Source organism: Pseudomonas sp. NPDC087336 (assembly GCF_044744285.1).
Lineage (GTDB): Bacteria > Pseudomonadota > Gammaproteobacteria > Pseudomonadales > Pseudomonadaceae > Aquipseudomonas.
Genome location: NZ_JBIUYA010000006.1, coordinates 48307 through 67722, shown reverse-complemented (window position 1 = coordinate 67722; position 19416 = coordinate 48307). Strand labels below are relative to the sequence as shown.

Sequence of the window (19416 nt, the reverse complement as noted above, 5' to 3'; positions counted from 1 at the left end):
TGTCAGTTGTATTCCGATCCAGGCTCCGCGTCAATCGCCACGGAGCCCCTCGGACTAACGGCGGGTCACCACGGATGCGCCCCAGCGGCGGATGTCATTAACGAAATGCTCTGGCACCTCCATCGCCGCAAAATGCCCGCCTTCAGGCAATGACGTCATGTCAGCCAGGTTGTAGACCAACTCGATCCGGCTGCGTGGAGCCACAGGCGTAAGCGCATCACCCGAGTACTCGGCGAACGTCGTCGGGGTTTCACAACGAACACCGGCAGGCAGTAGCGTAAAACCATCCTTGACCACGCCGGGGTAATACCAGAGCGCACTGGTGAAGCTGCCGGTCATCACATACAGCACGATGTTGCTCAGCAGAGTGTCCAGGTCGAAGACCTGTTCGAAGCTGCGCTGGCGCAAATCCGCCCAGTCATGAAAGCGCTCCAGTATCCATGCTGCCTGGCCCATGGGGTTATCCGCTGCAGCCCAGGCAATCGACTGTGGCTTGCTCATCTGTACCGCTGCATAACCGCTGTAGGTCCGCTGGGCGGCTTCGGCCTGGCGCTGCCAATTGAGCTCAGCGTCGTCTCGCGGTGGTGTCAGCGAGCGAAAGCCCAGCATGTTCAAATGAATCGCTTCGACATGCTTGCCATGGTCCAGGCCAAGCCAGGACGTGACGATGGAGCCCCAATCGCCGCCCTGAGCCCTATAGCGCGGGTAGCCAAGTACCTCAGTCATCAGCTTGTTCCACAGGTTCGCCGTTTGACGCTGGCTGAAGACTCCCGATGGTTTGCCGCTGAAACCGAAGCCCGGCAGGCTTGGGATAACCAAGTCGAATGCCTGGTCGGCAGTGCCGCCATGGCGTGACGGGAACGCCAGCGGCTCAATGACGTCCCAGAATTCCAGGTGCGAGCCCGGCCAGCCATGGGTCAACAGCAATGGCCGACGCCCTTCGGCTTCGCCTTTGACATGGACGAAATGCACCTCCAGGCCGTCGATCTCGGCGATGAATTGCGGGTAACGATTGAGCCGGTCCTGGCAGGCCTGCCAATCGAACGACTCAAGCCAGTGGCGTTGCAATCGATGCAAAAACTCGCTGTCACAGCCCAATGTCCAACCAGTGCCGGCAGGAGCCGGGGGTAACCGGCAATCCTCGACCTTGCGCATCACCCGCGCGATGTCGGCATCGGTCCATTGCACTTCGAAGGCTTTCATATCAGCTCCAGGTCCAGTTGGGATCGCGCTTTTCCATTTGGGCACGGCGCGCTTCGGTGGAATCGTTGTAGCGCGTCACCCGGCCGGTGTAATCCTGCTCGATACGATAACCTTCCTTGAGCCCCAGGTCCTCGACCCGTGTCAGCGATTCCTTGCCCAGACGCAAGCCGATTGGACTGTTGCGAGCGATACTGGCGGCCAGGCCCAGGGCTGCGTCCATCAATTTCTCCGGTGCGACGACCTCCTCGACAGCACCCAATCGATAGAACTCTTGTGCTGGAACCGCCTCGCCCGTGAAAAACATCTTGCGCGTCTTGAACGGCCCGACCAGCCGTTGGAGGTGCCGTGCACCACCGAGCACGCCGACCTTGATTTCCGGAACGGAGAAGGTGGCGTTCTCTGACGCGATAATCAGATCGCAGCACGCCACCAGCACCAGCCCGGCACCGATGGCCTTGCCATTGACCGCCGCGATGACCGGCAGCGGACAATCGAGAATGGACCAGAAGCATTCGCGCACGACCGCCCCCGGATCGAGCAGATCGATCGTGGTGTCGCCTTCGGCGGGTGTACGGGCATGCCGGCGCGCTGAGTCATTGAGGTCGATCCCGGCACAAAACAACCGGTCGCCGGGTGCAGTCAACACAATCACACTGGCTTCGGTGGACCGTGCCAAGGCATTGAAAGTGGCGGTCAGCTCACGGATGGCTACCGAATCGAGCGCATTGACCGGCGCACGGTCAAGGGTCACGACAGCGACCCGATCGCGGATTTCGGTGTGCACATGCTGCATTGGCGTGCCTGTGACAGTCGTACTCATGAAGGGCTATCTCCAGTGGATCAAAGAGTTTCAGCTGTGCCGAGGATCAACGTGGCCTGGCTGGAAAGCGTGCCGCCGTTGGCGTGTGCCAGCGCCAACCGCGCATTGGTGACCTGACGCTGGCCAGCCTCACCCCGTAGCTGCATGCAGGATTCGACGATGGTGAACAGCCCGTACATGCCGGGATGGCAGCACGACAAACCACCGCCATTGGTGTTGACCGGCAATGAACCACCCGGGGCGATGTTGCCGCCCGACACGAAGTGACCGCCCTCGCCTTTCGGGCAAAAGCCGAGGTCTTCGAGAAACAGCAGGGTGTTGATGGTGAAGGCGTCATACAGTTGCACCACGTCGATATCCGCCGGGGTGACACCGGCCAGTGCGAAGGCACGCTGGCCCGATTCACGCGCAGCGGTCACGGTAAGGTCCTGCGACTGGTCGACACCCGAATACCAGGTCGCCGCGGCACCACCGAGCAGGTATACCGGACGCGCCTGCAAGTCACGGGCGCGGTCGGAGCGGGTCAGCACAATCGCCGCTGCACCGTCGGTGACCAGGCAGCAGTCACGCACGCTCAACGGATCGGAAACCATCCGCGCTTTCAAGCAGTCTTCGATGGTCAATCCATCCCTGACAAACGCCTCCGGGTTGAGCTGGGCCCACTTGCGCGCCGCCACGGCGACCTCGGCCAGATGCTCACGGGTCGTGCCGTACTGGTGCATGTGGCGCGCAGCAGCCAGTGCATAGGACGAAAGCGGCGTCAGCGGCTTGTACGGCTTCTCGTAAGGCGACGGCAAGCGCATTGAAACCAGCCCGCCGGATGCCGTGCGTTGGTTACTGCCATAGATGATCAATGCCGTGTCGCAATAACCGCTTTCGAGCATCAGGGTGGCCGCGATCACATGGGAATGAAAGGCCGAGCCCCCGGTGCGGTTGTTTTCTGTAAAGCGTGGCTGAATGCCGAGGTATTCCGCTGCGCTCAAACCTGACAATGCGTCATCTGGTGTGCAGACGAACAGTGCATCGACCTCCTGCAGGCTGACGTTGGCATCCTTGAGTGCCAGGACGGCGGCCTTGGCTGCCAGGTCCAGCGATCGCATGCCCGGAGAATCGCCCATGCCGTAGGTGGCAGCGCCGACGATTGCCACCTGCCCTCGAGGAAAACGCTCCATTGATGCACTCCGTTTCGGTCCGGTCGTTACCGGCGATTGGTCTGGACTTCGAATTAATAACTAACATAGTATCAGCTATGAAGACAAATTAGCCTAAGCTGCAGAGCGCTGCAATAGCGCTCGGAATATTCCGAAAACCGCCCATTGAAAGGACCGCTACCCATGAGCGAAACCCCACAGCATCAAACCAATGAATCCACGGGGCGCCCCGCCTGGTTTGAGTGGGCGTTGGACAATCCGGGGCGCTCACATGTCATAGAAGCCAACGGGAGCCGCCTGCACCTGCTGTCCTGGAACTTCGAAGCGCTCGACAAGCCCGTTCTGCTGTTCGTCCACGGCTTTCGCGGACATGCCCATTGGTGGGATTTCATCGCACCGTTCTTCGCCGAACGCTACCGGGTCATCGCCCTGGACCTGTCAGGGATGGGCGACAGCGCCCACCGCGTCAGCTACGGCCCACATACCTTGGCCGAAGATGTCATTGCCGTCGCCGAGTGGCTGGACACTCCGCGCTTGATTGCCATCGGCCACAGCTACGGAGGCTCCCGCGTGCTACGTGCCTGTGCCGATCGTCCGGAGCTGTTCGAGCGGCTGATCATCATTGACAGCTACGTGGTGTTTTCCGATCAGGAAGCGGTCAAGGAGCCTGCGAAAATTCGCGGTGACCGTGAATACCCGGACATTGAAAGCGCCGTTGCACGTTTCCGGCTGCTACCGCAGCAGCCCGACGCAATGCCCTGCCTGGTCGAACATGTGGCCAGGCATTCAGTGCGCGCGACGGCCACCGGCGTGCGCTGGAAGTTCGACGCCAATCTGCCACCCGGTGGCGCACGCGAAGCCGACGGCGAGCAGCTCTTGTCCAGGATCAAGCGTCCCGTCGCGTACGTGTTCGGTGAACGCAGTGTCGTCGTTTCCCCAGCCATGGCTCACCGCATCGTCAACCACCTTACGGATGCCCGCGGCCCCATCGCCATACCCGACGGGCACCACCACTTGATGTTCGACCAGCCCATCGCATTGATCAGCACACTGCGCGCGCTGCTTGCCTAACCCTTGCTTTTTGTCAGCCAGAGGACCCGAACCATGGCCATCGATTACCACAAGCTGCTGGATCTGCAGATCCCCGATACACAGCAGAGTTACACCCACAAGGACAGCATTCTTTACGCCCTGAGCCTGGGTTACGGCAGCGATCCGCTGGACGCCGATCAGCTGCTCCTGGTGTATGAGGCCGAGTTGCGAGCAGTACCCACAATGGGCGTGGTGCTCGCTCACCCCGGCTATTGGCCGCGCACCCTCGACACAGGGCTTGATTGGGTGCGCATCGTGCATGCCGAGCAAGGCCTGGTCTTGCACAAACCATTACCCGCAGAAGCCCGGGTTATCGGCAAATCCCGGGTCGTTGATATCATCGACAAGGGTGCGGACAAAGGCGCACTGATCACCTATGAGCGACGCATTCTGGAGGCTGACAGTGGCGAGCCGGTGTGCACCATCAGCCAGACCATGCTGGCGCGCGGCGACGGCGGCTTCGGCGGTCCGCAACGCAGTGCCCCGGCGCCCCACGCCGTGCCTGAGCGTGCCCCCGAACACATCATCGATCTGGTGACTGCCGAAAACATGGCGCTGCTCTATCGCTTGAATGGCGACTGGAACCCTTTGCACGCCGATCCGCAGGTGGCCGCCAAAGCCGGTTTTCAAAGGCCGATCTTGCACGGATTGGCGACCTGGGGTCTGGCGGGGCGTGCGATCATGCAAGCGGTGTGTGCATTCGATGGACGTCAGATTGCGTCCATCTTCGGGCGCTTCACCGCCCCGGCCTATCCCGGTGAAACCTTCCGCACGGAGATCTGGGTCGATGGCCCGGTCATCTCTTTCCGGGTTCGCAGTGTTGAACGCGATGTAGTGGTCATCAATAACGGTCGAGCCGAACTCAGAGGCTGAGGCCACTCACAACAAAGGAGCACTTCATGACACCCAATGACATTCGTCTGGACGGCAAAGTCGCCCTGATTACCGCTGGCGCCAATGGCATCGGCGCCGGCATTGCCCTGAACCTGGCCCGCTTCGGCGCCCGCGTGGCCATCGCCGATATCGACCGGGCGAGCGGCGAGCAGTTGGTGCAAAACATCGAGAAAGAAGGCGGCCAGGCGCTGTTCCTGGAAACCGACGTCAACCACACGGAGCAAATCACTGCCGCCGTGGCACGGACAGCCGAGCATTTCGGCCGCCTCGACATTCTGGTCAATAACGCCGGTGGCGTGCGCAATAGCAGTTTTCTGGAGCAAAGCGAGCGCAGCTGGCGGCGTCATATCGACTTCAATTTCATCAGCATGCTGACCGCCACCCAGGCAGCCGCGAAGGTGATGGTGGAAGCCGGCCAGGGCGGCACCATCATCAATATCGCCAGCAGCGAAGGCTTGCGCGCGGCGCCGGGCTTTGCCGTGTATGCCGCTTGCAAGGCCGGCATGATCAGTTTCAGCCGTTCAATGGCGCTGGAGCTTTCCGGGCATGGCATTCGCGTGCATGCACTGGCGCCGGACATGATCATGACCGACGGCTTGAGGCCCTATATGGAAGCCGGCGGCGAAGCGGGCAAAGCCGCCCGCGATCGTTACATCCCGCTTGGGCGCACCGGATCGACCGATGAGTTGGCGGGCGTTGTGGTGTTTCTGGTGTCGAACATGGCGTCCTATGTCACCGGCTTGACCGTGCCGGTGGACGGCGGTGCCATCGCCTCCAGTGGCTGGACCCGGTCGCCCACCACCGGAGAATGGAACCTCTACCACGCTTGAGCAGCATCCGAAGGCTTGCGGTAAGCAATCCGCAAGCCTTCGGGCGCCAGTTACTCGCTGGACAGCAGCACGGCCCCGGCCAATGGGCCACCGCCATTACTCGCCACCGCCAGGCGCGGTTGACCCGGTACTTGCCGGGCCCCGCCTTCGCCACGCAACTGGACCACCGCCTCATGCACATGGCCGAGCCCATGAAGACGTCCGGCCGACAGTTGGCCGCCGTGGGTGGCCATTGGCAACTGGCCGTCCAAGGCAATACGCTGACCACCTTCGACGAACGCCGCGGCCTCACCGCGCCCACAGAAGCCCAGCCCTTCCAGCCACAGCAGACTGAGAAAACTGAAGCCGTCATACAGCGCGGCAACCTTCACATCGGCAGGCTTGTAGTCGGTACGCTGCCAAAGCCGCCGACCCGCCTCTTCGGCGCAATAGCGCGTCAGATCGCCCATCTGATCCCAAGCGTCGCGGCCGGTGAACGGGCCGCAGATTGATTCGATATTGACCGGCCGCGAGCGCAAGTCCGGCGCCGTATCACGGTGAGAAACGATCAGCACCGTCGAACCATCCACCGGCACGTCGCAGTCGTACAGGCAAAGCGGCGTCGACACCATCCGCGATGCCAGGTACTGCTCCATGCTCAGCGGCTCGCGATAGACCGCCTTGGGGTTGAGCGCCGCATTGCGCCGGGCATTGAGCGCCACCGCCGCCAGCTGCTCGCGGGTTGCGCCAAACTCGTGGAAGTAACGGCTGGCAACCAGCCCCACCCAGTTGGCGGCCGAGGCCGCCTGAAACGGCACCTGGAATTCGCCAAAGCCCGATACACGCCCTTCTCCTCCTACGGAGCTTGAGCGCACGCCCGTGGCCAACGCGCTGGATTCGGTGACGGTGCGAAAACAGATGACGTGCCTGGCCTGACCCGAAGCGACTGCCATACAAGCATTGATCAAGGCGCTCATCTGCGTCGCTTCGTTACCGGCACTGTACCAACCCAGCTCCAGCCCCAGCGATTCCTTAACCTGACCAATGGACACAGGGGAAAACGCCGGCATATCGGCACGGTAGCCTGGCCAGCTGGCAACACCGTCGATGTCCTTGCGGTCCAGGCCGGCATCCTCAAGGGCCGCCAATATGGCTTCCAGTGTCAGGTCCAGGCCACTACGTCCCAGCCTGCGACCCACTGCCGATTGCCCGATGCCGGAGATGATCGCTTGGCGCTCTGGAGCCGTGGTCATGAAAATTCCTCTAGTTTTTGATCTCGAGTCACCGCCGCTCTCCGTTTCGGATTTGGCGATATGCAATTGTCAGGGTCTTGAGTATTGACCCACCTGCAACACTGCGGCAGACTCTAAAAAATGTCAAACAGTCAGTTATTGGGGATTGCGGGTGTTACGCAGGTCTGGAACTGGCGCTAAGATAGCGGGAAATCTCTGCTCTCGTCCCGAGCGTGGAGAGGCACCTACAAAAACAATATTCGAGGTGAAGATCCATGGCAGCACGTGAACCCGGCTGGAGCACTGACCAGCTAGACACCATCAACGCCGTCTTGCAGCGCGCTACCGAGAAATATGGTGACCGCCAGTTCATGGATTTTCTGGGCGACACCTACAGCTTTGCCGATATCAACCAGACCGCCTGTCGCCTGGCCAATGGCTTGAGCAAACTTGGGGTCAAGAAAGGCCAGACCGTGGTAACGCTGCTGGATAACTCCGCCGACGCTGTCTTTATCTGGTTTGCCATCAATAAACTCGGTGCCGTCAGTGTGCCGGTCAACACGGCACTCAAGGGTGAGTTTCTGCGTCATCAAGTGGGCGACGCCGCCGCCAACGTGGTCATCGCCGAAAGCGATTACGCCGATCGGGTCGCGGCCATTGCTGACAGGCTGCCTGAGCTCACCACCCTGGTTCACCGCGGTGCCGTACCGACCGTAAGCATCAAGCAGACACTGCTGGCCTGGAATGACCTGCTAAGCGACGACGCCAGCGAGCCGGACGTGCAAGTCATGCCCCATGACCTCGCCATGCTGATCTACACCGGCGGCACCACCGGCCCTTCCAAGGGCTGCATGGTCAGCCACAACTATACGTGCAGCCTGGCGCGGCAAATGCTGGTGATTACCAATCGCCAGGAAGACACCATTACCTGGTCGCCGCTACCACTGTTCCACCTCAATGCGGTGGCCACCACGGTCGTTGCCAACATGATGGTCGGTGCCCGGATCGCCATTTACCCGCGCTTCTCGGTGTCCAATTTCTGGCCGCAGATCGAACGTACCGGCGCCAACGATGTGCAATTGCTCGCCGCGATGATGCCCATGCTGGCAGGCGCGCCGGACAACGAATCCAGCCTGCGCTGCCGCGGCCAGGTCAAGGCCGTCTGGGGGGCGCCGTTCCCCGAGGCCGTGCAGCGCCAGTGGAAGGAACGATTCGGTGTCACTCACACCGTCTGCGGCGGCTTTGGGCTCACTGAGTGCTCGCTGCCGAGCATTCTGCCTTTCGGTACGGTTGGCAAGCCGGGCAGTTCCGGCCTGCGCAACACCGAAGACTTCGACGTGCGCATCGTCGACGACAACGATGTCGAGCTGCCGCCTAACACACCCGGTGAAATCATTGTTCGCCCACGCAAACCCAACGTCATGTTCGATGGCTACTGGAAGCGTCCGGAAGACACGCTCAAAGTCATGCGTAACATGTGGTTCCACACCGGCGATATCGGCAAATTCGACGAGGATGACTTCTTCTATTTCGTCGATCGCAAGAAAGACTATCTGCGGCGTCGCGGCGAGAACATCTCCAGCTTCGAAGTGGAAAGTGCATTCCTTCAGCACGAAACGGTCGACGAGGTGGCCGCTCACGCCGTGCTCTCAGACCTGGGCGAGGATGAACTGAAGGTCACCATTACCCTCAAGCCAGGCAACGCCCTCAGCGAGGAAGATCTGTGCCGCTGGGCTGCCGACCAGATGCCCTACTACGCGGTACCTCGCTACATCGAGTATCGCTCGGCGCTACCGAAAAGCCCGCTGGGACGCATCTACAAGTTCCAGCTGCGCGATGAAGGCGTGACCGCCACCACGTGGGACCGGGAAAAGTCCGGCCTGAAACTGGCCAAACGCTAAATGACGGCGGCCAAGGAGTTTGCCATGCAACCTACACCTGTCTGGTTCACCGGCGGTACCGGCAATCGCCTGGCCGCCGATGTTTCCGGACCGGAGGACGGCCCACCGATCTTGCTGTTGCACGGTGGTGGCCAGACCCGCCACTCCTGGTCACGGGCACATCGGACCTTGGCCGGCGCGGGGTACCGGGTAATCTCCCTGGATGCCCGAGGGCACGGGCAATCGGACTGGATCGAAAACGGCGATTACGGCCCGCAATCCCAAGTCGACGATCTGCTTTCGGTCATCGACACCTTGGGAGCGGCGCCTGCGCTGGTGGGTGCGTCGATGGGCGGGGTCAACTCATTGCTGGCCTGTGCATCGGACCCGAGGCTGGCTTCGTGTCTGATTCTGGTCGATGTCACCCCGCGCCTGGAACTTGAAGGAATTGAACATATCTTCCAGTTCATGACCGGCAATGCCGATGGATTCAGCTCGCTGACAGAGGCGGCTCAGGTCGTCAGCGCCTACAACCCTCATCGCAAGCAAACGAGCGATACCCGCGGGCTGGAGAAGAATCTCAGGCTGCGTGAGGACGGGCGTTGGTACTGGCACTGGGACCCGCGTTTCATGGCCGGAGATCATCGTCAGAAGGTTGCCCGCATAGCACAACGGATGCAGGACGCCGCTGGCAAGATCAATATTCCAACCCTGCTGGTGCGCGGACAACAAAGCGACGTGGTCAGCCCTCAGGGCGCACAAGAATTGCAGGCGATGATTCCTCATATGACCTTCGTCGACGTGGAAGGCGCAGGTCATATGGTTGCTGGCGACAAGAACGACCTGTTCAATGCCGCCATTATCGAGTTCCTCCAACGCCACTACCCGGCACACTAGAAGAGGGCAACGCGCATCACTTCAAGGGCCGTCGCGGGCCCTTTTTTTTGATCAGCAAAACGCAAAATGCGTGGCGTGTGGCGCCGGCAGATCGAGGATGGAGCGACAGCCGGGTGCCGCTGCCACGACCCCCGGCACGAAATTGACCGCCCGCGCGGCGTTCAGCGCTGCAGCGTGATCCGTCCCATCTTCACCCGCCTGAGCCGAGAGCTCACAGCAGATGCGGGGTGACCCCTCAATCTTGACCCGCCAGTTGGGTTCGTCCGCCCGCTGCAGCCAGCCCGGGCCGAGCGCCAGACGGGCAACCTGCTCGTTCACGATTTCAAGGAAAGGACGACCATCGGAATAGGCGGTGAAGGTCCATCTCACCCCGGCCGGGGTTCCAGCAGGAATGTGCAGTCCACTGGCCTGGAGCACCATATCTTCCGGGGCCAGCGCGTATTCCTTGTTGGTGATTTTCACATCATCCAATACCAGCCCCAGGCCGTCGGCCACCATGCGAGCGGATTGACGCATGCCCCAAAGCCACAGGTTGTCCACCATGGCGCCGCTCGTTTGCTGCTGCACTGGAATGCCGAATCCGCGACCCTGACTCAATTGCGCGGCGGACGGATAGTGGGCGTTATAGCCGCACTGCCAGGCCCGGATCGACGTGACCCGGCCGGCGTATCCAGAAACGAACAAGGGCAGTACATCACTGATCAAACCGGGGATATTGCCTCCGGCAACCAACGTGGTATTGCCCGCCTGGCAAGCGTCTTCCAGTGCCGCGAGTTCCGGTTCTCCTTGCAGGTACCAACCGCCAATACCGGAATACACATTGATACCGCGGCGCAGGAAACGCTCCACAATATCGGGGCTCCACGATTTACCGTGCCATAACGCGCAATCGGCCGGCACGGCGAGCAGCTTTTCCAGATTGCATGTCGCCGTAATGCCCATGGCCGCGATGCCGCTCAGGAGGCCTGCATCGACGCCGTTCTTCTTTTCGTCATGGACGAGCATACCGACAAGCTCCATTCCGGGGTGACCATTGAGAAGGCGGATGATTTGACGGCCGACGCCGCCGGTATAACAGACGATAACCCGAAATTTTTTCACCGCGATACGCTCCAGAGCCCTCAGGCGCAAGTGACATGGCAAGGGGACGAACAACCTGATTCAATCGCGCTCGCCCATCAGGCAATCCTGTGCAATCGACGCCACTAATTGTCGCTGCCGGTCATAGATCCGCACATTGGACAAGGCACGCCCCGCTTGCAGGCTGGGGCTGTCACAGACGAACAGCAGCCACTGATCGGCGCGGCAAGGGCGATGAAACCAGAGGGAATGATTAAGGCTGGCGATAAACAGACGGTCACGCGCCTCGACCAGGGCGACATGGTGCAGAATCGCTGCGCTATTGACCCAAAAATCACTGAGATAGGCCAGGCCAGCCGCCTGCACTGCGTCATCTTCAGGCAAGCGTTCGTGCAGCTTTACCCAAAACACCAGGTTAGGCGCACTGGAAGGCTGGCACAGGTAGCGCTGCGGTTCGACGATGCGCAACTGCGCGCAGCTTTTTTCAAACCGCCCCCAGTCCGCCCGGTCGCCATGACGCAACTGAGTCATCATGGGCAGTTCTTCAGGGTCCGGCACTTGCGGCGGCGCTTCAACATGAAAGAAGCCTTCAATGGGAACCTGAAAGCTGACCTGGACATCGATCACGCGCCGCGCCTGTTGCATCCCACTGACATGATAGCTGGCAAAGCGCTTGCCCTCCTGCAGCGGCGTCACCTGATAGGTAATCGGCAGCGTCGGCAGCGCACCTTGCAAAAACAGGCAATGCAGCGTCGCTGGCTGCTTGTCCGGGCAACAGTGCCGGGCCGCCAGAAAAGCCTGCGCCAACAGTTGCCCACCAAAAACGCGGCCATTGAGGTTGGCATCGTGAACGTCACCGGTAAAAACCAGTGGACCTTGTTCAGTGAGACACAGCAGGTCCGCCAATACCTGCTGATTCCAGAGCCGGGCTTGCGCAACATCAGACAGGTTCATCGGATTTCCCGGCAGGTTGTCAGAGAACGGAAACCGGTCGCTTGATGTATTTGAACGTACCGGAGGCGGTAGCGAGCAACTCACCCGCTTCATTGCGCACCTCAGCGTCGCAGAACGCCAGTGAACGGCTGCTCGAACGCAGGAAACCCTGCGCATTCAGAACGTCACCCGCCACCCCGCCGGGGCGCATGAAGCTGCTCTTCATCTCCACGGTGACGCAATGCTGGTCGCGCCCGGAAGCGAAGGTGCTGCAGGCCATGACCACATCCATCAGGGTCATTATCAGCCCACCATGGGCGCTGCCACCGCCGTTCATGTGGAAACCCTTGAGCCGGACCTGAAGTCGCGCCCCCTCCTCGTACATCTGCGGCGCCCCGAGAATTTCCAGGTGCTGCATCAAGGGATCAATACCCTGGTCCGCCATGAGATTGGCCAGGAAAGCTGCACCGTCTGCCATAGGTTTATCCTGTCCTTCAAAGCGAGGTTCGAGAAACGGGCTGGCCCATGGCCAATGGCTCGCCTGCGGGTGAACGCTCAGGCGTCGCCGTGCCGTCGAAGCGCGGATAGCGGCCCAGCGTCAGCAACAACACCGAACACAACGGGAAAGCCAGCACGCAATAGGTCAGCATCGAGTCGTAGGTGCCGGTGCGGGAAAACAGAATCGCAAAGCCAAAGGGTGCGAGGGTGCTGCCCAGGCCAATAACGCCCATGTGCAGGCTGTAGACCCTGGCGTAGTCGCGCATGCCGAAATAACGCGCCATCAGGAAAGCCGCGATGTCCATTTCCGCACCGGCACCGAGCCCCACCAGAATCGAGCCGAGCATCAAAATGTGCATGTCGCTCTGGGTCATGAAAATCAGGCAGCCAAAGGCCGGGGTCAGCAACACCACAAAGGCCACGCCCGGTGCCCATAACCGATCGATCAAGTAACCGACCACGACCCGGCCGAGTACCAGGGAAACGCCATAAATGCTGAATACGCTGGCCGCATCCGCCGCCGACAGTCCTTTATCGCGCAGCATGGGCACGGTATTGATCACCATGCCGATCATCGCCGTAACCGCCAGCAGCAGCGCAAAGTTACAGACCCAAAAGCGCCGTGACCGCGCGGCTTGACGCAACTCCATGCCCGGCAACTTGACCGCTTCGACATCAGCGCCGACAGCCACGGCCATTTGCTTGACCAGCGGCGCCGCGGTGGACAGCCAGCACAGCGACAGCGGCAACGTCACCAACAACGGCAACAGACCCAGCACCCAATAGCCTGCGCGCCAGCCCCATTGCCCGATCGCCCAGCTCAACAACGGCGGCAGTACCAATGCAGCGAGCCCGGTGCCGGAGAGAATGATCGCCAAGGCCAGGCCCCGGTTAAGGTCAAACCACAGGTTAACCAATTGCGTCCAGGTCACCTGCATGGTCCCAAGCCCCGCAAATGCCAGCAGCGCGTAACCGCCGTACAGCTGCCAGATGGAGCCAGTGTTGAAGGTCATCAGCGCATAGCCCAGCGCCAAGGCCACCAGCGAGCACAATGTCACCGGGCGAATTCCGTAGCGTTTGAACAACCAGCCGGTGATCTGGATGGAGATCACCGAGCTTGCGAACAAAAAGGAAATGGCCGGCTGTATTTCACCTCGAGTCCAGCCAAAGGCTTCTTGCAAGGGCACGATCATGGAACCGAAGGCATACAGCGGCGCGACGCTGACGGAAGTGCCAATGCCGATCAGGGCAAGGATGAGCACCCTCCACCCCAAGCGAAACTCGGCAAAATTGATGGCCAGGGACGTTCCAGGCTTTTCAGATGAGCGAGACATGCAGACACTCCATCAGCTTTTTTCAGTTTTTCAGCTAGCAAGCGCTCAAGGATCGAGAAGTATTAAGCGAATATCGCGCTGCACACTTCACCGCTCAGAACCCAATAACTGACTTATTGTTATTTTTACCGATCATCACCTTGCCTTCAACGCTTGTCAAACGTCACGTTGGCCTTGACCCGATCCCAGGTAGCAGCAGTCACCCCTTCATCACGCAATTCATACTTCAGAATCCGCCCGACCGGGCTGCGCGGCACTTCAGTGCGAAACTCGATGTAGCGCGGCACCGCATAGTAGGGCACCCGGTCGATGGCCCAGCGACACAGCTGCTCCTCAGTTACGCTACTGCCCGGACGCAGTACCGCGGTGACCTTGACTTCATCCTCGGACAACTCGGAAAACACGGCATGGACCGCGACATCCTCGATCTGCGGATGCGCCGCGAAGGTTTTTTCCATCTCATAACTGGAGATGTTTTCCCCGCCACGGCGCATGTAATCCTTCTTGCGGTCGAGGAAAAAGAAGAAGCCTTCTTCGTCGATCATGCCGATGTCGCCCGTGTGGAACCACATGTTGCGCATGACTTTGAGTGTGTCGGCGGGACGATTCCAATAGCCCTCAAACATCACGTGTGGCTTGAGTGGACGCACAATCAGCTCGCCCGGGGTGCCATAGGGCAACTCGACATCGTTGTCATCGACCACGCGAATATCGAAGGAGTCGCAACGCTTGCCGGCACAGTTGGGCTTGTAAGGATCACCGAACGGCAACATGGTCACGATGGCGCACTCGGTCAGGCCAAAACCTGCCCCACCTACGGCATGCCGCACGCCGAAGCGTTCACGCCAGCGTTGCTGCAACTCGGGTGGAAATGGCGCGCCGTAGACCTTGTCCAGTTGCCCGTAGCAACGCTTCATCGCGTCGTTGTCAGGCGCACCCGCCAGCAGCGGAACCATTGAAGCCAGCAGGTTCGCCTCATTGGCGCCGCTGCGCTCGATGTCCGGCCAGAAGCCCGACACCGAGAAACGTGGATAGACCACCGCGCGCGCGCCAATCATCAAGTTGCACAACACCGTGGTCACCGTGGCATTGAGGTGAAACAGCGGTAACGGCGTCCAGGTAATCGACTCTGACGTGCGACCCAAGCAGATGATCATCTGCCGCGCTTCGTTACAGGCGTAGTTGTGGCTGATCATGCAGCCCTTGGACGGCCCGGTGGTACCGCCTGTGTAGATCAGCATGGTCAGATCGCCCGGTGCGACCTTGACGTCAGGATCACGGATATCGTCGCTGCGCAGACTTTCCAGGGCGACGATCTGCTTGTCACCTAGGCATTCAGCAGGCGCTTCACCGCGATGGACAAGGACGCGCAAGTCCGGCAACTGATCGGCAATCAGGCCGACACGTTCGGCATAAACGGTTTCGGCGATGACCACCGCTGCATTGGCGTCGGCAATCTGATGACGAAGAAATTCACCTTTGAACGCGGTGTTCACCGGCACGCTGATGGCACCCAGTTTGTTCAGGGCGAACCACATCAACACCGCATCGCAGTTGTTGTCGAGAATCGTCACGACTGTCTGGCCCTTGACCACACCCAGCGTAGCCAGGCCATTGGCGAGACGACAGGCCTCACGCTGGATGTCGTTGAAGGTCAGCACCTGTCCCAGAACATCAAGGAACGGCTTGTCACCGAATTCACGGGCCGCACGACGGACCACATCGTTGACCGTATCGGACTCGCCCGCAGACCACCCTGGCAGTGCTTGCGGATTCTGGATTGAAGGCGAAAGGGTCATGCTTGTGAGCTCCGGTAATGGGGTGAGCAATCGCGTGTCAGCCGCTGCAAGCGTTGGCCGGCAAGTTCGAGAGAGTTTTCGTGGGTCAGCACGTAAAAGCGCTTTTCATGAATGGCGATCAACAACTGCATCGCCACTTGTTCGGCCGTCACTGATGCGCTGTGCAAGGCTTTCTGCGCGTGTTCATGAAAGGCTTTCGCTGTTGCGCCGGGAGGCGCTGCCCGGGATTCGACATGGTCACTCCCTGGCCCGGTCAACCCCGTGGGCACCAGCCCTGGGCACAGCACTGAAACGGCGATATCGGCACCCAAACTCTTGAGTTCCAGATCCAGGGACTCCGAGAGTGCGACAAGCGCCGCCTTGGCTGCTGCGTAGGGACTGATGAAAGGCAAGGCCATCAAGCCACCCATGGAAGCGGTGTTGACGATATGCCCCTCCCTGCCCTGCTCGAGCATCATCGGCACAAAACTGTGCAATCCGTTGACCACCCCAAGCAGATTGACGTCCAGTACCCGCCGCCAGTTCGCCAGGTCATGCTCCCAACTGCAGCGAGGCAAGTCCCCGGTTATACCTGCGTTATTGCACAGCAGATCAACGCCACCTTCAGCCCCGACCCGCTCAGCCAGCTGAGCCATCGAACCCGGATCGCTGACATCGGTGGGCACTGCCGTTACCTGCCCTGCATCGAAGTTTTGAACGGCAGCATCGAGCCTCTCTCCCGGTAAATCCGCGAGTACAACATGCATGCCTTCGGCCACAAACAACCGCGCCATGGCCAAACCCAGGCCACTGGCAGCGCCCGTCACTACGGCCCTTTTGTTAGCAAGTTCCAACATGAAGCTCACTCCATATTCGAGCCAGTTCTCAGCGTACGGGCACCGTTCCGCCGTCCACACTCAGGGTTTGCCCCGTGATGAACCGGGCGCCGTCACTGGCGAGAAAAACCATGACAGGTGCCAGATCGCGATCTGCATTTCCCAGCTTGCCGCCCAGCGGAATGATCGACGCCAGATGCCGGTCATGGCTGACCAGCTCTTCGGGCGTCATCTTGGCGCGATGGGCGTCGTACATCGGCGTCCAGATCATCGGCGCCACAGCATTTACCGTGATCCCGTAACGCGCCCACTCCTGCGCCACAGTGCGGGTCCAGGCGAGTACTGCGCCTTTGGAGGCCGCATAGTGAGCCGCCCCGGGCATCCCGGTCAGGCCGGCGGCCGAACCAAAGTTGATGATGCGCCCGCCACGCTCGCGCATATGCTCGAAGGCTGACTGGTTGGTGTGGAGGGTACCGCGCACATTGACGTCGAAGATCAGGTCCCAATGTTCCTGGGCGATATCCTCGGCCGGTGCAGTGCGTTCGACACCGGCAATGTTGGCCATGGCATCGAGCCCACCCATGAGGCCAACGGCAGCCTCGAATACCGCGGCGACCTCGCAGCGATTGGCGATGTCGCAATGATAAAAGGTGACGGCGCCCGGAAATTGCGCATTGACCTCAGCGGCGGCTTGCTCGCCTTCGGCGTCCAGTATATCCAGGGACGCGACCTTTGCACCTTGCGCGGCATAGGCGCGCACGACGCTGGCAGCAATGCCCCGCGCGCCACCGGTGACGATGATTTTCTTACCTTGGAGCTGCATGTTTCTGCCTCTTGTTGTTATTCAGGTGTTATGCGCAGTTGCCAGCGGACCGCCTATGGCAGTCCGCCGTCCACCTTGATCAAAGAGCCTGTCGTATAACTGGAGTAAGGGCTTGCCAGGTAAAGCGCCGTGGTGATGATTTCTTCCGGTTTGCCCGGCCGGCCAAGGGCATTGGCGCAGGTTTCGCGCATCTCTTCAGTCCAGGCCTTGGAAATGTCAGTGAGGAACGGTCCCGCCGAAATGGTGTTGACCCGAACCTTGGGACCATATTCCTGCGCCAGCCCTACGGTCATGGCGTTCAACGCAGCCTTGGCCCCCGCATAGGGCACGATCTGTGGTGATGGACGCAGGCCACCGGTGCTGCTGACGTTAATGATCGAACCGCCCTTGCCTGCGGCCATACGCTGAGCAACCAATGCACCAAGGCGGAAGGGGCCCTTGAAGTTCAGGCTGACGACCTTGTCGAACAGCTCTTCGGTGACCTCATGTGAAGGCACGGCCGGCGACATGCCGGCATTGTTGACCAGCACGTCGAGGTAACCGAATTCGGCGTAGGCCACGTCGACCAGGCGCTCGACTTCCTGCCATTTGCCAACATGACAAGCCACCGCCAGCGCGCGCCGGCCCAGCGCCCGCACTTGCTCGGCAACGGCCTCACAGGCCTCCAACTTGCGACTGGCAATGATCACATCGGCGCCCGCCTTGGCGAAGGCCAGAACCATCTGGTAACCCAGGCCTCGGCTACCGCCCGTGACCAGCACGACCTTGCCGGTCAGGTCGAACAACGACTCGTGGTTAGTTGAATCGGTCATTGCAAATTCACCGTCTTAATTGTTCAGGATGTGCGCGTACCGGGCCCGCGCTGCCGCGATCTTCGGCGGCAGGTGTTCACTGGGGAACATGCCTTCAGCGGGTTTGTAGCGACGCAGCAGCTCGCGGGCCACGGTCACCCGGTGGACCTCGGTGGGGCCGTCAGCCAGGCCGAAGGTCGGCACATTCATCCACATGTAGGCCAGAGGTGTTTCGAAGGTCGCCCCCAATGAGCCATGCAGGTGCAGCGCGCGCTGCACGATATCGTGATAGATCTTGGCCATGCCGACCTTGACCATGGCGATGTGAGCGCGAGCCTGACGCGGATCGCCATGGCTGCGATCGATGATCCAGGCAGTCTTCATGACCAGCAGGCGAAATTGCTCAAGCTCGATCTGGCTGTCGGCAATCATCGTCTGCACGGTCCCCATATCGGCCAGCAGCGTGCCTTGGGTACGCCGACTGAGCGCCCGTTCACACATCATGTCCAAGGCCCGCTGGCACTGCCCGACGATCCGCATGGCGTGATGCACCCGGCCACCGCCGAGGCGCGCCTGGGCCACTGCAAACCCACCGCCCTGCTCACCCAGCATGTGATCGAGCGGGACACGCACGTTGTTGTAGTGCAGATAGCCCTCAGTCGCCTCGTCCATTTCCAGGCGCTCGCCCATGTACGGCGCATTACGGATGATTTCCAGGCCTTCGGTCTCCCGAGGCACGATGAACATCGACATGCGCTTCTGGATAGGGGCCTCGGGGTCGGTCACCGCCAGCACCAACACGAATTCGGCATATCGTGCGTTGGAGGAGAACCATTTCTCACCGTTGATGACCCAATGGCCACCCTCACGCACAGCCGTGGTGGTGAACACCCGTGGGTCTGCACCACCTTGCGGCTCGGTCATGGAAAAGCAGGAAACGATATCGCCATCGAGCAGCGGCTGCAGGTAGCGTTCCTTTTGCTGCGGGGTGCCGAACATGGCAAGAATTTCAGCGTTGCCGGTGTCCGGTGCGGCGGTGCCGAACACTGTTGGCGCCCACAAGGAGCGACCCAGACGTTCATTCATCAAGGCCAGAGCGACCTGGCCATAACCTTCTCCACCCAACTCCTCACCGAGGTGACAGGCCCAAAGTTTCTGGCGTTTAACCTCGTCCTGCAGCGGTTTGAGAATGGCCCGTGAGGCTTCATGGCGAGTGTTGTAAACCACACTCACCGATGGAAACAGCACGTCCAGCGGTTCCACTTCCTCAACCAGAAAACGATCAATCCAATCCAGCTTTTTTTGGAACTCAGGGTCGGTCGAAAAATCCCACATGGTATTTCCCCAGACAGCGTTGCAATGGAC

Annotated in this window: 18 protein-coding genes; 5 read left to right on the top strand and 13 right to left on the bottom strand. The window is 60.5% G+C overall.

Translation table 11 applies throughout. The features are described 5' to 3' along the window. Positions 1 to 54: 54 nt before the first annotated feature. From ACIO0C_RS07840 to ACIO0C_RS07830, 3 genes are read right to left on the bottom strand one after another with little or no spacing between them, the layout of a single operon-like run. The gene (locus tag ACIO0C_RS07840; RefSeq protein ID WP_401309938.1) at positions 55 to 1203 is read right to left on the bottom strand and encodes an epoxide hydrolase family protein; all 1149 of its coding nucleotides are present in this window, start codon (positions 1201 to 1203) and stop codon (positions 55 to 57) included. A 1-nt stretch (position 1204) separates the two neighbouring features. Beyond that, on the bottom strand, positions 1205 to 2023 hold the full coding sequence (locus tag ACIO0C_RS07835) for an enoyl-CoA hydratase-related protein (protein WP_401309935.1): 819 nt from the start codon (positions 2021 to 2023) through the stop codon (positions 1205 to 1207). Positions 2024 to 2043: 20 nt separating this feature from the next. Continuing rightward, the gene (locus tag ACIO0C_RS07830) at positions 2044 to 3195 is read right to left on the bottom strand and encodes a thiolase (RefSeq protein ID WP_401309933.1); all 1152 of its coding nucleotides are present in this window, start codon (positions 3193 to 3195) and stop codon (positions 2044 to 2046) included. Positions 3196 to 3357: 162 nt separating this feature from the next. Between ACIO0C_RS07830 and ACIO0C_RS07825 the strand changes: the two genes are divergently transcribed. Genes ACIO0C_RS07825 through ACIO0C_RS07815 form a run of 3 tightly spaced genes read left to right on the top strand, consistent with a single transcriptional unit; the run spans position 3358 to position 5990 of the window. After that, entirely contained in the window at positions 3358 to 4245 is an 888-nt protein-coding gene (locus tag ACIO0C_RS07825; protein WP_401309930.1) for an alpha/beta fold hydrolase, read from the top strand. A 33-nt stretch (positions 4246 to 4278) separates the two neighbouring features. Further along, positions 4279 to 5139 (top strand): MaoC/PaaZ C-terminal domain-containing protein, encoded by an 861-nt coding sequence (locus tag ACIO0C_RS07820; RefSeq protein WP_401309927.1) that lies wholly within the window; start codon positions 4279 to 4281, stop codon positions 5137 to 5139. Positions 5140 to 5165: 26 nt separating this feature from the next. Beyond that, the gene (locus ACIO0C_RS07815) at positions 5166 to 5990 is read left to right on the top strand and encodes an SDR family NAD(P)-dependent oxidoreductase (protein WP_401309924.1); all 825 of its coding nucleotides are present in this window, start codon (positions 5166 to 5168) and stop codon (positions 5988 to 5990) included. Between the two features lie 50 nt (positions 5991 to 6040). Here ACIO0C_RS07815 and ACIO0C_RS07810 read toward each other — a convergent pair whose 3' ends face one another. Further along, positions 6041 to 7222, bottom strand: a complete 1182-nt coding sequence (locus tag ACIO0C_RS07810) for a thiolase family protein (protein ID WP_401309922.1) — start codon at positions 7220 to 7222, stop codon at positions 6041 to 6043. A 254-nt stretch (positions 7223 to 7476) separates the two neighbouring features. Between ACIO0C_RS07810 and ACIO0C_RS07805 the strand changes: the two genes are divergently transcribed. Together ACIO0C_RS07805 and ACIO0C_RS07800 are read left to right on the top strand one after the other, a co-directional pair. After that, positions 7477 to 9102, top strand: a complete 1626-nt coding sequence (locus ACIO0C_RS07805; protein WP_401309919.1) for an AMP-binding protein — start codon at positions 7477 to 7479, stop codon at positions 9100 to 9102. Between the two features lie 24 nt (positions 9103 to 9126). Next, on the top strand, positions 9127 to 9978 hold the full coding sequence (locus tag ACIO0C_RS07800; protein WP_401309916.1) for an alpha/beta fold hydrolase: 852 nt from the start codon (positions 9127 to 9129) through the stop codon (positions 9976 to 9978). A 51-nt stretch (positions 9979 to 10029) separates the two neighbouring features. Here the strand turns inward: ACIO0C_RS07800 and ACIO0C_RS07795 are convergent, their stop codons facing one another. From ACIO0C_RS07795 to ACIO0C_RS07755, 9 genes are all read right to left on the bottom strand, one after another. Next, positions 10030 to 11079: a dihydrodipicolinate reductase gene (locus tag ACIO0C_RS07795; protein ID WP_401309913.1), complete on the bottom strand. Its 1050-nt coding sequence runs from the start codon at positions 11077 to 11079 to the stop codon at positions 10030 to 10032. A gap of 60 nt (positions 11080 to 11139) precedes the next feature. After that, positions 11140 to 12012, bottom strand: coding sequence for an acyl-CoA thioesterase (locus tag ACIO0C_RS07790; RefSeq protein ID WP_401309910.1), 873 nt, complete (start codon positions 12010 to 12012; stop codon positions 11140 to 11142). Positions 12013 to 12031: 19 nt separating this feature from the next. Continuing rightward, complete coding sequence (locus tag ACIO0C_RS07785; protein WP_096511919.1) at positions 12032 to 12469, bottom strand: PaaI family thioesterase; 438 nt, start codon at positions 12467 to 12469, stop codon at positions 12032 to 12034. 16 nt (positions 12470 to 12485) lie between these two features. After that, the gene (locus tag ACIO0C_RS07780) at positions 12486 to 13823 is read right to left on the bottom strand and encodes an MFS transporter (RefSeq protein ID WP_401309907.1); all 1338 of its coding nucleotides are present in this window, start codon (positions 13821 to 13823) and stop codon (positions 12486 to 12488) included. Between the two features lie 146 nt (positions 13824 to 13969). After that, on the bottom strand, positions 13970 to 15622 hold the full coding sequence (locus ACIO0C_RS07775) for an AMP-binding protein (RefSeq protein ID WP_401309904.1): 1653 nt from the start codon (positions 15620 to 15622) through the stop codon (positions 13970 to 13972). Next, entirely contained in the window at positions 15619 to 16458 is an 840-nt protein-coding gene (locus ACIO0C_RS07770; RefSeq protein WP_401309901.1) for an SDR family NAD(P)-dependent oxidoreductase, read from the bottom strand. Before ACIO0C_RS07770 ends, ACIO0C_RS07775 begins: the two co-directional genes overlap by 4 nt. 28 nt (positions 16459 to 16486) lie before the next feature. Further along, positions 16487 to 17260, bottom strand: coding sequence for an SDR family NAD(P)-dependent oxidoreductase (locus ACIO0C_RS07765; protein WP_401309898.1), 774 nt, complete (start codon positions 17258 to 17260; stop codon positions 16487 to 16489). A 53-nt stretch (positions 17261 to 17313) separates the two neighbouring features. Then, positions 17314 to 18072: an SDR family NAD(P)-dependent oxidoreductase gene (locus tag ACIO0C_RS07760; RefSeq protein ID WP_401309895.1), complete on the bottom strand. Its 759-nt coding sequence runs from the start codon at positions 18070 to 18072 to the stop codon at positions 17314 to 17316. Positions 18073 to 18087: 15 nt separating this feature from the next. Then, a complete protein-coding gene (locus tag ACIO0C_RS07755; RefSeq protein WP_096511925.1) occupies positions 18088 to 19386 on the bottom strand; it encodes an acyl-CoA dehydrogenase family protein in 1299 nt (432 codons plus the stop codon). Positions 19387 to 19416: the final 30 nt, after the last annotated feature.

Excerpts from the sequence above, each read along its gene's own strand:
- ACIO0C_RS07835 (WP_401309935.1), bottom strand. The coding sequence starts at position 2,023 with ATGAGTACGACTGTCACAGGCACGCCAATGCAGCATGTGCACACCGAA.
- ACIO0C_RS07760 (WP_401309895.1), bottom strand. The coding sequence starts at position 18,072 with ATGACCGATTCAACTAACCACGAGTCGTTGTTCGACCTGACCGGCAAG.
- ACIO0C_RS07780 (WP_401309907.1), bottom strand. The coding sequence starts at position 13,823 with ATGTCTCGCTCATCTGAAAAGCCTGGAACGTCCCTGGCCATCAATTTT.
- ACIO0C_RS07765 (WP_401309898.1), bottom strand. The coding sequence starts at position 17,260 with ATGCAGCTCCAAGGTAAGAAAATCATCGTCACCGGTGGCGCGCGGGGC.
- ACIO0C_RS07840 (WP_401309938.1), bottom strand. The coding sequence starts at position 1,203 with ATGAAAGCCTTCGAAGTGCAATGGACCGATGCCGACATCGCGCGGGTG.
- ACIO0C_RS07755 (WP_096511925.1), bottom strand. The coding sequence starts at position 19,386 with ATGTGGGATTTTTCGACCGACCCTGAGTTCCAAAAAAAGCTGGATTGG.
- ACIO0C_RS07810 (WP_401309922.1), bottom strand. The coding sequence starts at position 7,222 with ATGACCACGGCTCCAGAGCGCCAAGCGATCATCTCCGGCATCGGGCAA.
- ACIO0C_RS07825 (WP_401309930.1), top strand. The coding sequence starts at position 3,358 with ATGAGCGAAACCCCACAGCATCAAACCAATGAATCCACGGGGCGCCCC.
- ACIO0C_RS07800 (WP_401309916.1), top strand. The coding sequence starts at position 9,127 with ATGCAACCTACACCTGTCTGGTTCACCGGCGGTACCGGCAATCGCCTG.
- ACIO0C_RS07815 (WP_401309924.1), top strand. The coding sequence starts at position 5,166 with ATGACACCCAATGACATTCGTCTGGACGGCAAAGTCGCCCTGATTACC.
- ACIO0C_RS07785 (WP_096511919.1), bottom strand. The coding sequence starts at position 12,469 with ATGGCAGACGGTGCAGCTTTCCTGGCCAATCTCATGGCGGACCAGGGT.
- ACIO0C_RS07805 (WP_401309919.1), top strand. The coding sequence starts at position 7,477 with ATGGCAGCACGTGAACCCGGCTGGAGCACTGACCAGCTAGACACCATC.
- ACIO0C_RS07775 (WP_401309904.1), bottom strand. The coding sequence starts at position 15,622 with ATGACCCTTTCGCCTTCAATCCAGAATCCGCAAGCACTGCCAGGGTGG.
- ACIO0C_RS07820 (WP_401309927.1), top strand. The coding sequence starts at position 4,279 with ATGGCCATCGATTACCACAAGCTGCTGGATCTGCAGATCCCCGATACA.
- ACIO0C_RS07770 (WP_401309901.1), bottom strand. The coding sequence starts at position 16,458 with ATGTTGGAACTTGCTAACAAAAGGGCCGTAGTGACGGGCGCTGCCAGT.
- ACIO0C_RS07830 (WP_401309933.1), bottom strand. The coding sequence starts at position 3,195 with ATGGAGCGTTTTCCTCGAGGGCAGGTGGCAATCGTCGGCGCTGCCACC.
- ACIO0C_RS07790 (WP_401309910.1), bottom strand. The coding sequence starts at position 12,012 with ATGAACCTGTCTGATGTTGCGCAAGCCCGGCTCTGGAATCAGCAGGTA.